We start from the raw sequence: 13,465 nt of genomic DNA, 5'->3' as shown, positions 1-13,465 counted from the left end.
ATCGATCTGAATGTAAGTAAGTAAGTAAGTAAGTATAAAAATATCCATGTAAGGTAATTGAGGAATAACCTTACATGGATTTTAAATTACAACTTTCCTTTCAATAAGGAGATATACAGTTGTTCTATCTGATTTGTTGTTGTTTTATTATCAAAGTGTTTCTTTATAAATTCAAAGCCTCGTTTACCAATCTTTTCTCTTTTCTCTTTATTTTTATCAAGTAACATTTTTCTTAAACAGTCCTCTAATAATATAGAAGTACATAGAGGTAACTCATTACTAGCATGATCTCCAAAACCAGTTCTTAACGCTTTATTATAATTTTTATTATCAACAATTCCTACGAAGCCTTTAATACCTGCAGCTATTAAGGGGCGCTCACATGCCATCGCTTCCATTGCCGACCTTCCTGTGGCAACAACAACAGTACTTGATGAATACAACTTCGGCATATCGTAGTATCTTCCAATCACATGAAGAAATGGCCCACCCATTTCTTCATTATAAATATTGGCTGCTTGCACCATCTTGTTATGGTTGCTACCACTACCCGCAAAGACAGCATGTAAAGGAATATTATAATTTTTACGTAGATTGTAACATGCTTCCATTAAATGTCTGCCAATTCGATACTTTCTTCCATCCTGTCTTGACGGGTAAAGAATTATTGGCTCATGATTTGTTATTCCTAAATTTTTTCTAATTGAAGGGTCATCACTTTTATAGAAAAACTGCTCAAAATTAATCCCATTTTGAATCATGACTGATGGAATTTTTAGCTTTTCTGATAAATATTTTTCCACTGCAGGACTACAGCTTATAATAGCTGTACTTTTTTTGGCTACAGATATTATTTTTTTATCTTTATAATACGTGCCGTGATAAGTTGTAACTAAGGGAAGTTTATATTTCTTTGAAATTTTACCCGCATATCCTGCAGCAACTAATTGATGAGCATGCATGATTTGTATACGTTCTTCTTTAACTATCTTCTTAAGTTTTTGATAAGCTTTATCTCGTGAACCTTTAAAATTGATATAATATACTGGAAATCCCTTTTGTTTAAACACCTTCGCAAAAGCACCTTTGCTACCAGTAATAACTACTTTCATTCCACGCTCCCTCAAATCCTGAGCTAAACTAAGCACGTGAGTTTTTGAACCGCTTATATTTAAATAATCAAGAAGCATGAGAATACGCACTCCTTTTACCGATCCCAATTTTACCCCTCCCCTTTATTACTTTTATAATGACGTACCGTTTCTTTTAGTCCATTACTAAGTGAATAAACTGGGGTCCAGTTTAACAACTTTTCCGCTTTTCTATTACTAACCATGCTGTCTCTTATTTCTCCTGGTCTGCCATTTATAAATTCAGCATCCCTTGAAACTCCGGTAATATTTTTAATACATTCATATAGTTTATTAATAGAGATGGAATGGTTATACGAAATATTTATCGTTTCATTACATCCCTCAGTTAAAGATTTAAGGTTTGCCCTCGCTACATCTTTAACAAAGATAAAATCTCTAGTTTGCTCTCCATCATTATAAATTACAGGCGTTTTATTCGAGAGCAGTTGATGGATAAATATAGATACAACCCCACCTTCCCCGTCCCATCGCTGCCTCGGTCCATATACATTGGAATACCTTAGGATTGTATAGTTCAAGTTATATAATTTGCTATACATCTTGATGTACATTTCAGGAATTAATTTAGAATACCCATAAAAAGATTCTGGGTTTGCCTGTAATTCTTCGTGAATCATTTGTTTCCCGTTATCACCATAAATTGCACAGCTCGAAGCGTATATTAATTTCTTTATATTATATTTTCTGCATAACTCAACGATATTGATTGTACCGATTATATTAACTCTTGCATCCTTAACTGGATTTTCCATGGATGCTGTAACAGAAACTTGTGCTGCTTGGTGTATCACGTATTGTGGACTCTCATTGTTAAAGACATCTTCCAATGATTGACTCAATATATCTATTGGATAATACGTAATACCCCTTGGTATATTTTCACTCTTACCTGTTGAGATATTATCCACAACGATCACTTCAAAACCATTGTTTAATAACATTTCAACTATATGGGAACCGATAAATCCAGCCCCTCCAGTTACTAATACTTTGTCCAAGAGTTACAACTCCTTTTGATTAAGATATTTTATAATACCTTATGAAAAAATAAGGCTGTCCGAATAAGTAAAATATCCATTTTCACCATAAATTGGCACAAATCTAAATATAAATACAAAAGATTTATGAAACTCTTAAGTTTTCTAGGACAAAGGTAGTTACAACTCCTTTCAAAATTCATATCAATATAAATATAGAAAGAGACGATGTGACTATTTAATAATAGGAGCTGATCTTATGCTTTATCTTCTAAAAGGGAGATATGAGATATCAGGAGAAAAGTTAGGGGAAGGTAACTCTAGCAAAGTATTTAAAGCAATAGATACGTACAAAAATAGAGTGGTAGCTATAAAAAGAATGAAAAATAAAAAACAGGCCAAAAAAGAAGCAAAAATAATGGAAAGATATCCATCTCATCCTCATTTAATTGAGTTTTATGATTTTTTTATTGAGGATCGATATGCGTATATCATCATGGAAGCATATAGTGGAAAACGATTAGGTTATTACAAATATGGAGCGCAGTACCCTATAGAGACTGCAGTCAGAATAACCGTTAGTACATTAAAAGCTATTTATGTTTTAAATGAATATGGAATTCTTCATGGTGACATTATGCCACATAATGTTTTAATCAAAGACAATAATCCAGAAAACTTAAAATTAATTGATTTTGGTGTAGCAGTAAAGAAGAACGAAGACAACTCATTTAGAGGGAAAAGAAAATGGGGAACCAAAGAATATTCTCCTCCAGAGTCCAAGCACCGTTACATTGAAATTAATGATAGTGCAGATGTCTTTGGAGCAGGATGTCTATGCCTATATTTAATAACTGGAAAAGCCCCGACTGATTTAAACAAAGCTTATAAATTAGTAAAGAATAAAAAATTAAAAGTCATATTAAAAAAAGCAACTTCTTCTAATCCAAGTGATAGATATCAATCTGCACAGGAGTTTATGAGGGCATTGGAATGCAACTATCTCAATTGATTTAACAAAAGCTCATATAAGGTATTTTCCTTAAATGAGCTTTTTAATACTGATATGTTGAAGTTCTTCATATGATTTGCAAGGGCCTAATCTATTTCCGTGGCTTTTAGTTCACAAAGACAAGCTCACAGATGACGTATATCTTCAATTATTACCGAATGAGCTGCTGTAATTCATCATTTACATATTGGATTGGAATTGCTAACCCTACTGAGTTGTTATCATCAAGTAATCGTGGAACCGTTCGAGCATAGACTACCCCAATAACCTTTCCTTCTTCATTGATAACAGGACTTCCGCTATTACCGCTATAAATCGGTGCCGAAATTTTTAACACATGTAGACGGTCTTCATTTTCCACGATTTCCCCGTCGGTCACAATTTGAGAATGCATTAATGGATTACCGATGACATAAATCGGATCTCCAATGGATCCACTGTTTTCATCTAAAGCAAGGTGCGGAACATCCTTGGCAGGAACAGATACAAAAGCGAGATCTAAGTCTTCATTGGAATCAATTACCGTTCCTTCATACAAATCTCCATTTGGAAAACTAACGACAAGTTGTCCTTTCCCATCCACTACGTGGTGATTGGTAATGATCATCCCGTCTGGCGACACAGCAAAGCCCGTTCCTCTTGAGTTGCTACCTTGAATGGTGACAACGGCTTCTTTATATAATTGAATATCTTCTTGTTTGGATAGTTCATTAGACGTTCTTAAAAATTGCAGTGCATTTAAATTAAACATATTTAACCATACACCTAATACGTTCAAAACTAATAAAAAAGAAACACTAATGGCAACGGTTTTTATAATAAAGACTTTACGCTTTTTTTGCTTTTCAACTCGTTCAAGATCTTCTTCGTCTTCTTCAAATAAAAAATCTTCCGGTGACGGCTCCTCGTATTGATGCTCTTCTATATTTTCATTTTCTTTATCGCTCATAAGCTCCTCCACCCTCTTATAAATACTATTCTAATCATATCATTTTTATTTAGAAAACACGAAGTATCACTGTACTCTCTATCGCTATAGAGGAACAAATATGTAATCCTTATCCTGGACTTTTTGTCCATATAAAAAAGACAGGAATTCATCCTGTCTTTTATCGTATCCTAAGACTAGTAACTACTCTAACAAGTCTAAAGAAGCTATATTCCGTTTACTTTTTCACCAATTGCCCTCTTGTTACGCCCAGCTGGTTTGTAGCTTTTAACTCTCTCCACACACTGCCGCCAGAACGTTTGCCGTCTAAGGCTTCACGGTACAACGATAAGACTTCTTTTACCTTTTCACCCGTTTCTTCTAAAAATTCAACGCGATAATGTTGAATCCCTAATTGTAAGAATTGCGGTATATATTCTGCCCCAGATTGTTCAATCGCATTGTAGACCGTATTTCTACAACCGATATCCACACGAACTGGGTGAGAAAAGCCGACACGGTCTTGTAAGGAGATACGATGTTCCTCACAAGGACGGCCACAGTTTGTAAAATCTGTTCCTTCACTTAAGAATGTGCAGTACACACAGTGTTCTGTATGGAACATCGGCAAGTGTTGATGAATCACCAGCTCCATTTGATCGGTTGGTGCTACTTCAAGCATATCGACCATTTGCTGAACATTTAAGTCATAAGAAGGCGTTACACGTTCTAATCCACGACTTAAGAATAATTCAGCTGCTTTATGATTGGCGATATTAAGTGAGAAATCACCAAACAATGGTAAATCTAAATTTTGAGAAGTATAATATTGCACCGCACCTAAGCTTCGAACAAGAATAGCATCTGGTTTTGCTTTTAAAATTCCATTTAAAATACCATTTTCGCCAGGCATATGAATACGAGGCGTTGCTAGGGCGATCGGCTTATTATATTTTCTAGCGACTTCAACCGCAGCCGGATAATCTGTCGTAAACTCAAAGTCCGCATATACATAATGGACATCCGTCTGACAAGCTGCTTCGATTTGCTCCATCGAGCGGCAAAGAGCAATCAACTCACTTGTCATTGCTTTTCCTGCACGTTGATTTTTATCAAAAAGTGGTAACTCTTCATTTACTTTGTATTGACGCGGTCTTTCTCGAAGTTCAAGCAATTGTTCAGTTGCAACCCGGCGCATGCGGTTAAGTTCTTTTACTGGAACAATTACGTCTCCTTCTATCTGAAGCTCTAACTGTGCCAATTCAAAAATGGTCCCGCCTAAACGCCCCCATTGCTCCGCTAAATATTCTTTCGTTAAAGGTCGCTTCATCGCCATCTCTAGTTCCATATCAGAATGGACAACGACCGAATTTCCGTTAACTACATCGGTCCATTTCGCAACAAGCGGTTGTCCTTGTGCACCACTCACTTCAATTCGAACAGGGAATAACTTAAACGTAATCTCACCCTCAAATGTTTTACGTAAGCGATTTTCAAGCTCTTGGTCACTCGTTTTCCATATTTTATCGCCAACTTTAACTTTTGTTAAGTTCACATCATGGCGTCCGGGAACAATTTCAATCAAACCAGAAGGAATTTCACCTGGCACTTTTTCTCCACGTTTTCGAAGGTCATATACGCGTCCGCCTTCTTCTTTTTTTTCAGGTCGACCCGCATCAAATACAATTCCATCGCCACGTTTTAATGGGGCTTCAATGTCACAGAGCACTGCATCCTTTAATACTTTTTTAACCGTACCTAAATAAACACCACGTTTTTTCGGGAACGTTCCATCAAGAAGTTTTTTATGATTTGTTCCTTCTAGGAATCCGTGTGTAAATCCACGGCTAAAACTCTGTTCTAGTTCACGAATATCTTCTACTGACGGGCGGTAATCTGACCCTGCCATATATTCATCAATGGCTTTACGGTATTTACTAACAACGTTTGCAACATACTCAGGAGACTTTAAGCGTCCTTCAATTTTAAAAGAAGAAACTCCAGCCTCAATCAGCTCTGGTACGAGGTCAATGGCCGCAAGATCTTTCGGCGATAGAACGTAAGCGATATTGCCCATTTCTTTTCTTTCCCCATCAACCATTAGATCATATGGCAAACGACAGGCTTGGGCACATTCGCCGCGGTTGGCTGAACGCCCTCCCCACATTTCTGAAGTTAAGCATTGTCCGGAATACGATACACAAAGTGCACCGTGAACAAACACTTCTAGTGGCGTTTCCGTCTTATTGGAAATCGATTTAATCTGTTTTAAGTTATTTTCGCGTCCAAGTACGACAACTTCAATGTCATATGGTGCTAAAAAGTCAACTGCTTCTGCAGAAGTTACTGTCATTTGAGTAGAGCCATGGATCGGAAAGTCAGGGGACATTTCGCGAATCATCTGCATAAGACCCATATCTTGAACAATTAATGCATCAACACCTGCTTCGATACAGGCTGTAACGAGTTGTCTTGCATCATTTAGCTCGTTTTCAAATACTAAAATGTTAAAAGTTACATAACCGCGTACATTATATTTGTGTAAGTACGCCATAATATGAGGGAGCTCTTCCATTTGAAAATTATCCGCTCGGACTCTGGCGTTATATTTTCCAATACCAAAAAAAACAGCATCTGCCCCGTTGGCAACAGCTGCACGTAAACAATCCCAATTTCCGACAGGTGCTAATAATTCAACATTTTTATTTAAAAAAGGATTCAAGAGTGAACCATCCTTTCATTATCACGACAATTTTTATTAAAATACCTATAACCAAAATAGAAAGGTAAAATTTAGATTTTTTATTTTTTGATTTATAGCCTTAAGAAAGTTTTAACTTCGTAAAGATTGTAAACGACCTTTTCTATTTTATACGATAATCTGCAACTCTGTAAGCTTTTTTATTTATCTAACAATTTCGACATGCAATACTCGTCCACGTACTCTTCATTGACGAGTAATGAATGACGTTTCGTTCCCTCGAGTTCAAAGCCGACTTTTTTATATAATTGGAAGGCTCTCTCGTTATGGGTCATTACGGATAATTCCAAACGCGTGATGTGATGGTCCCTTGCCCATTTTTCTAATTCAGAAAATAAGTCTTTTCCTAAGCCTTGTCCAGTTGCTTGCTGAAGAATTCCGATAACAATACTCGCGCTGTGCCGGTTTCTATTTGCGTTTCGACCTTTTGCTAAAATGTGTCCGATTAGTCTCCCGTTGTTTTCTGCTACTAGTATGGTCGAATTTTCTTGCTTTAAAAACACTTCAATCATTTTTTCGGTATGTCCTTTTGATGTATTTCTTTCGCCCGGTTCTAATAATAAAAAATCTGTTTCTTCTTCTAATTTTTTCAAAAGAATTCCGTACTCAACTGCATCATTAAGCGCTATCGTCCGTATCATTAGCTTCACCCCACGTATAGTTATTTCATATACATTTGTACATACTAACGGTAATGAAAAAGATTTAAGGAGTGGTTATCATTTTTAAACATTTAAACCCCATCCTCATAAAAATGGCTATGACAATCATTGTACTCGTTCTTGTTATGTCTGTCGCCTATAACTACCCGCTTTGGACTCCGATTGGGATAGGGATATTGGTTGCTGCGGTTAGTTATTCTGTAGGTGATTTGTATATCTTAAAGATTTCAAATAACGTCATCGCTTCCTTAGCAGATCTCTTTATGGCCACTTGGTTAATTTGGATCATTGGGCCGCTGTTCCAGGGCTTAAGAATTCCATTTTTCGTTGCCTTGATATCCGCGCTACTCATTACTGGTGGAGAATGGTTTTTTCATAAGTACATGGTCAATTACAGAAAAAATATCCACCATAATCCTAAATATCCAAATTAATATTCTGAATACACTACAATGCACAATTTCAAATTAGGCATGGAGAAACGTTCTCCATGCCTTTTCATTACTCCTTATTCATAAAAAACAAGAACAGCCTTAGTAAACATCTCACTTATAGGTGCAATGAACGAACTTATATTTAGCTTCAATTCCTTAAACAGAAAACTCCAACTCTACTCCCCAAACATCTACTCTAGTAATTTTTTTAAAATCAAAGTATAAATTACTAGATTCGCTCATAGTCTAGAACAAACCATTTAGGAGGTAGTCAAATGATTACAAAATGGAAACGTCTAGATCTTCAAGAAAAGAGCCTTGTTATTGGAATGTCTTTATCTGTAGCGTTCTTTCTGTTTATGAGTGCCGTTAAATATATGTAACTTCTCTTACATACGAGCGAACTCCGCTTCAATTTAAACGTCTATTCCAATCCTCAACAGACAGACCACAAAAGACACCTTTAACACAATAAAGCATTAAAGGTGCCTGGTACCATGTTTTTAAATGTCGTTGAAAAATTGTTGAATGTATCGATAGCTTTGTCCGAGGTCTCCGAATGGGCCTTGTTTTGAACAGTGAATATCAATTGCACATTTAAAAGGGTCTATTTTAAATACTGTAATTATCATTAAATAAGGCATACCCTTTTTCTTTTCTACAATAATTTCACCACGCTCTTTATCGACTTTCTTTATCTGCCAATCAGGAAACTTTTGGTTGATCGTAGTTGAAACATGTTCAATCATCGCTTGCTGATTTTTGCTAAAATATCGTGTTTTTAATTCCGGAACTTTTGGTTGTTCACTCGTTTCTTCTGAACTTCTCCATAGCCCGGTTAACGTTCGCATTAAGCTCATGTATTGAGTCCCTCCTCTTGGTGCCACTATTCTTTCATTATTTCTTCTTTCATAAGCTTTTATAGCATATCATTTATTTTCTTGTATTTCATCTCTCGTTCCATTACTTTTAAAATATAAATGTACAAGGTCAGGTATATAATCGTTTACACTTCTAAAGGTAAAGCCTATCTGTTCTGCCTTTTTGGAACAAAGTGAATAGGAGGCAGGTAAAGTATACGGCGACATTGTGTTTTCATTCTGTTCATCCGTATAAATTGCTTTTTTATCTACTATGCTTTCTATTTGTTTCATTAGATCTCGAAAGGATAGATCATCAGGTGCTGCACCGTTAATCGGACCTTCAAACGAACTGAGTCCTAATTCATATAAAAAATTAGCTGCTTCATCCGAAGTGATGAAATCAAGGATGTTATCAAGGTTAGGAATATGAAGCGGTTCTCCGTTAACTACTTTTTCGACATGAAACTTTAAACGTTCTGTATAATCATCTTCTCCAACAACTAGCGGTAACCTAACTGCGACGACAGGAAAGCTCGCCTTTTGAAAATAGACGGCTTCTGCAGTACGTTTTGCTTCCTGGTAACCTAAAATACCTTTGTACTGTCGTCTTCCTTTTAACTCAGAAGTGGAATACGTATACGGATCGAAATCACCTTCAACTTTATCCACTCCAAAATCATATACCGCCCCACTCGATGTAAAAACTAGTTTAGAAATCTTGCCATTCAAAATATCACAAATATCTAATGCCTCTTGTGGCGAAAAACAGCTTTGATCATAGACGATGTCAAATGACCGATTAGATAGAGCTGCAACTATTGTGTTTTTATCTTCACGGTCAACAATTAACCGTTCCACACGGTCACCAAAGTCATCATTCGCCTGTCCCCTCGTTGCAATCGTTACAGTAACACCTTCTTTTAATAAGCGTTCAACTAGCTTTTTTCCAAAAAACATCGTTCCACCTAATACTAGAGCTTTTTTCATTTTATCCCCTTCTTTCAGTCATTTTTTTGTCTGTTCTCATTCTAGCTATGTTTACTCGCATACAAATTAATTTTCGTTCACCCAAATTGCTAGAAATATGATATCGTAAAATTAAGTAGATTAGAAAAATGAAAGGGTGCATGGTTGTGATTAAAACTGTAACAACTCGATTAGCCGCTGAATCAGACATAGATGTAGTAAAAATTATTTATAACCAAGGAATTGAAGATCGAATTGCTACATTAGAAACAGAAACAAAAGACCATGCCTATATGCAAGAATGGTTTAGAAATCACCAAGGTCGTTATGGTGTCATAGTCGCAGAGATTGAAGGAATGATTGCGGGATGGGCTTCTCTTAATCAATATTCGCCTCGCGCTGCTTATGATGGAGTGGCTAGTTTATCGATATACATTCACAGAGATTTTCGTGGAAAAGGTATTGGCAGCCACCTCTTGCAATCGATTGAACATTTCGCGAGACAAAATGATTTTTATAAAATTGTTCTCTTCACATTTCCTCATAATGAGATGGCACAATCTCTTTATCGTAAAAATGGCTATCGCGAAGTAGGTATCTTCCACAACCAGGGCAGATTGGACGGAAAATTTATTGATATTATGGCAATGGAAAAATGCTTCGTATAATATAGATAAAACGGCACTCTGGGTGCCGTTTTTATGTTTATAACAATTTCAAAATCACCGGATCATCTCTTTTTGTAACCGATCAACTGTCGGAATATCAGCTGGCGCCCAGTTTAATTGGTGAAGACTTTCTATAGGCACCCATCTTAACTCAGCGTGTTCCATCGGTTTAGGCGCACCCTCAATAATCTTTGCTAAGTAAGTGTGTAAATGAACGATCACGGAGTCGGTTTGATGATGTGTATCCATAATCTTTTCTACTACTTCAATCTGACAACCCAGTTCTTCATCAATTTCTCGAATTAACGCATCTTCCAAGTTCTCGCCCTTTTCTATTTTCCCGCCTGGAAACTCCCAATAATTCGCCATCGACATCGTTTCAGACCGTAATGCACAAAGAATATGATTGTTTTCATTGATCATAACGGCTCCGACTACTTCAATCGTTTTCAATTAAAATCACTCACTTTTAGCTATTTGTTCCAGTGTGACATAGTCTGTTTTTCCGCTGCCCAAAAGAGGAATTTCTTCAACTTGCTTTACTTCAGCTGGAATTAATAGGGCCGAATGTTTATGAGCTTTGACATACCGCTTTAGTTCACGCATATTAAATTCTTCTTTATTCGTAAACAATACGATCTTTTCACCTTTTCGCTTATCTGGAATACTAACAGCAGCAAACCCGATATCATCGAAACATTGGGCAACAATTTCTTCGACGAGATTTAATGAGACCATCTCACCACCGATTTTTGCAAAACGTTTTAATCGTGATTTGATTGTAATGTAGCCGTAATCATCGATTTCAACGACATCTCCCGTATCATACCAATCATTCAGTGGCACAAACCCTTTTCCATGGATTAGATATCCTTTCATTAAGTTCGGTCCTTTGATTAACAGGCTTCCACCATTTTCGATCCCTTCAACCTTTTGGAGTTTGTATTGAACACCAGGGATCATTTTTCCTACCGACTGTTCTTTTGCATGCATTGCAGTATTTACTGCTAACAGAGGTGAAGCTTCTGTTGCACCGTAACCTTCTAATATCCGAATGCCAAACTTGCGTTGAAACAGCTCTTTAATTTCTTCTTTTACGCTTTCCGCTCCTGCGATGACATAACGGACGGTATGAAAATCAAATGGATGACCGTTTTTCCCATATCCATTTAAAAACGTTGGTGTACTTAAAATAATTGTAATGTCCTCATTATAAAGAAGTTCCGGAATGACCTTATATTGAATCGGCGACGGATGTATGACAACAGAAATACCTGATAATAACGGTAAAAATGTTCCAATTGTTAATCCAAAGCTATGAAACATAGGTAACGGATTTAACATTCGATCTCCGGTATGTAAATCAATAACAGATAAAGCTTGGTGTATGTTTGCATAAATATTGTCGTGGGTTAAGATAACACCTTTAGGTTTATTCTCACTACCGGAAGTAAATAAAATAACCTCATTTTTAGCATGAACAGATCGCTGTGAACTTGCATGATTTTTTAAGCCGACAATTTTATCTTTTGAATTCAAGCTTTCTTTTACATCTTCAAGATAAATGATCGACAGGCCATTGTTTTTAAATACATCAATAATCTCATCTAATTCTGCTTTTTCAATAAATACTTTTGATGTTAAAATCGTTTTTACACTTGCTGTTTCACAACAATCAATCAACGTGGAGTGACCCATCGTAAAGTTTAATACCGCTGGCGTAATACCGATCTTAAATAAAGAAAACAAGCAAACGGCTTGTCCAATAGAGGAAGGCAAGAATACCCCGACTCTTTCTTCATCTAAAATCGTTTCTAACTTAGAGCTTAACACTTGAACTCCTAGCAAAAACTTTTTGTACGATAGTGCATTTGTAGGGTCCTTAATAATAATCTTGTTTTGATCATGTACCTTTGATGCTTCAAGAAGTTCGTTAAATAAATTGACATTATATTTGTACATTGATTTTGCATAAAGGTTCGTCATCTTTTGGTAAATGATAGATGTTGCCAGTTGCTTTTCATTCACACCAGGCTTCTTCTCAATGTTAATTTGAAAAGGTTCTCCAATATGTATCGATGCATCTTTTTCTGAAAATGGATTTAACGATGTAAAGTTTATCAAGGCGTTCTTGGTGTCATTCGTTTGAATGATAACCGGATATATCGTCGCTTCCGTGCGATTTGCAATAAATGCAATTTCTTCATAGATTTTCATAATATTACCCGTTCGAGAAATTCTGATCTCTGGAAATACAAGTACAGGCTCTTCTGATTCTATAATCGAGATCGCTTTTTTTAACACATCAGCCGTAATCTCTTCAAAGTATGTTACTTTTCGTCCGACCAAGTTCTTTTCATTCAGTTCATACTCTTCTTTATTAAAAATAAAAAAATGTACATGTAACGGAAGTTCCCGGTGCAAATAAACTAAATCATTTTTGGAAACATGGTTTGACATGTATATGACTCGATTTGTTTTCGGTTTCTCTATCTTATTTTCTGTTTTCTTTTTAAATAATCCAAACAATGGAAGTCCTCCAGTCTTGTCTAACCTTTTGTAAAGTTTTAATTATATCCATTATAGTATTTTACAGGTAAATTGAAAAATGTCACACTGTTTAAACTAATAAAAAGTAACGTTTAACCAATTTTCTTTATCCCATACTTCATCCGTCCATTCCTATGTTTCAATACTCATAAATTTCTAAGTTTGTTAAATTATCCTTGTAAACGTTAGGTGTGAGTTGATATCGCTGTGGATACATTAAAATACGGGAGGTGAATAGGATGACCAAGAACAAGAAAAAGGCCGATATGAGTATGGACCATATTCGTACAGAGTTAGGCGGAATGGGACTTTATGGGACAACTGGAACAACAGAAGTCGCAGGTTATAAAATGTCTGGAGATATAGAAAATGCAGGTCAGCTGGACAAAGGCTTTAAAAAAGAAGATGGTACATCAGGTTCTACAGCTTCCTTACGTAAAAGCCCGCAGCGCGGTAATTATTAAAAAATCGGTAAAAAGGTATCCCACGT

13 protein-coding genes are annotated in these 13,465 nt (G+C 36.2%); 4 read left to right on the top strand and 9 right to left on the bottom strand.

The annotated features are described in order from the left end of the window. Positions 1 to 86: 86 nt before the first annotated feature. Entirely contained in the window at positions 87 to 1,220 is a 1,134-nt protein-coding gene (locus AC2VNP_RS09800; protein WP_486917160.1) for a glycosyltransferase family 4 protein, read from the bottom strand. Between the two features lie 2 nt (positions 1,221 to 1,222). Beyond that, the gene (locus AC2VNP_RS09795) at positions 1,223 to 2,152 is read right to left on the bottom strand and encodes an NAD-dependent epimerase/dehydratase family protein (protein ID WP_486917159.1); all 930 of its coding nucleotides are present in this window, start codon (positions 2,150 to 2,152) and stop codon (positions 1,223 to 1,225) included. Positions 2,153 to 2,390: 238 nt separating this feature from the next. On the opposite strand from AC2VNP_RS09795, the gene AC2VNP_RS09790 reads away from it, so the two are divergent. Continuing rightward, positions 2,391 to 3,143 (top strand): serine/threonine-protein kinase, encoded by a 753-nt coding sequence (locus tag AC2VNP_RS09790; RefSeq protein ID WP_486917158.1) that lies wholly within the window; start codon positions 2,391 to 2,393, stop codon positions 3,141 to 3,143. Positions 3,144 to 3,294: 151 nt separating this feature from the next. Here AC2VNP_RS09790 and AC2VNP_RS09785 read toward each other — a convergent pair whose 3' ends face one another. The 3 genes from AC2VNP_RS09785 to AC2VNP_RS09775 all read right to left on the bottom strand — a co-directional run bounded on the left by AC2VNP_RS09785 (position 3,295) and on the right by AC2VNP_RS09775 (position 7,473). Beyond that, positions 3,295 to 4,092 carry a S1C family serine protease gene (locus AC2VNP_RS09785; RefSeq protein ID WP_486917157.1) on the bottom strand — a complete coding sequence of 266 codons (798 nt, stop codon included), beginning with the start codon at positions 4,090 to 4,092 and terminating at the stop codon, positions 3,295 to 3,297. Positions 4,093 to 4,309: 217 nt separating this feature from the next. Further along, complete coding sequence (locus AC2VNP_RS09780) at positions 4,310 to 6,793, bottom strand: U32 family peptidase (RefSeq protein WP_486917156.1); 2,484 nt, start codon at positions 6,791 to 6,793, stop codon at positions 4,310 to 4,312. A gap of 179 nt (positions 6,794 to 6,972) precedes the next feature. Further along, the gene (locus tag AC2VNP_RS09775) at positions 6,973 to 7,473 is read right to left on the bottom strand and encodes a GNAT family N-acetyltransferase (RefSeq protein ID WP_486917155.1); all 501 of its coding nucleotides are present in this window, start codon (positions 7,471 to 7,473) and stop codon (positions 6,973 to 6,975) included. A 71-nt stretch (positions 7,474 to 7,544) separates the two neighbouring features. On the opposite strand from AC2VNP_RS09775, the gene AC2VNP_RS09770 reads away from it, so the two are divergent. Beyond that, positions 7,545 to 7,928: a DUF2512 family protein gene (locus AC2VNP_RS09770; protein ID WP_486917154.1), complete on the top strand. Its 384-nt coding sequence runs from the start codon at positions 7,545 to 7,547 to the stop codon at positions 7,926 to 7,928. Positions 7,929 to 8,431: 503 nt separating this feature from the next. Here the strand turns inward: AC2VNP_RS09770 and AC2VNP_RS09765 are convergent. Both AC2VNP_RS09765 and AC2VNP_RS09760 read right to left on the bottom strand, forming a co-directional pair. After that, positions 8,432 to 8,788, bottom strand: a complete 357-nt coding sequence (locus AC2VNP_RS09765) for a DUF1499 domain-containing protein (RefSeq protein ID WP_486917153.1) — start codon at positions 8,786 to 8,788, stop codon at positions 8,432 to 8,434. 69 nt (positions 8,789 to 8,857) lie between these two features. Next, complete coding sequence (locus AC2VNP_RS09760; protein ID WP_486917152.1) at positions 8,858 to 9,778, bottom strand: NAD-dependent epimerase/dehydratase family protein; 921 nt, start codon at positions 9,776 to 9,778, stop codon at positions 8,858 to 8,860. 149 nt (positions 9,779 to 9,927) lie between these two features. Between AC2VNP_RS09760 and AC2VNP_RS09755 the strand changes: the two genes are divergently transcribed. Next, the gene (locus AC2VNP_RS09755) at positions 9,928 to 10,425 is read left to right on the top strand and encodes an arsinothricin resistance N-acetyltransferase ArsN1 family A (protein ID WP_486917267.1); all 498 of its coding nucleotides are present in this window, start codon (positions 9,928 to 9,930) and stop codon (positions 10,423 to 10,425) included. Positions 10,426 to 10,479: 54 nt separating this feature from the next. Here AC2VNP_RS09755 and AC2VNP_RS09750 read toward each other — a convergent pair whose 3' ends face one another. Continuing rightward, complete coding sequence (locus tag AC2VNP_RS09750) at positions 10,480 to 10,878, bottom strand: (deoxy)nucleoside triphosphate pyrophosphohydrolase (RefSeq protein ID WP_486917151.1); 399 nt, start codon at positions 10,876 to 10,878, stop codon at positions 10,480 to 10,482. 6 nt (positions 10,879 to 10,884) lie between these two features. Beyond that, positions 10,885 to 12,954, bottom strand: coding sequence for an AMP-binding protein (locus tag AC2VNP_RS09745; protein ID WP_486917150.1), 2,070 nt, complete (start codon positions 12,952 to 12,954; stop codon positions 10,885 to 10,887). Between the two features lie 260 nt (positions 12,955 to 13,214). On the opposite strand from AC2VNP_RS09745, the gene AC2VNP_RS09740 reads away from it, so the two are divergent. Then, positions 13,215 to 13,439: a hypothetical protein gene (locus AC2VNP_RS09740; protein WP_486917149.1), complete on the top strand. Its 225-nt coding sequence runs from the start codon at positions 13,215 to 13,217 to the stop codon at positions 13,437 to 13,439. Positions 13,440 to 13,465 lie beyond the last annotated feature (26 nt).

It is taken from the genome of Alkalihalobacterium sp. TH-98 (genome assembly GCF_057473385.1).
Note: the sequence above shows the minus strand (reverse complement) of the source record. Positions and strands in the feature narration are given on the sequence as shown.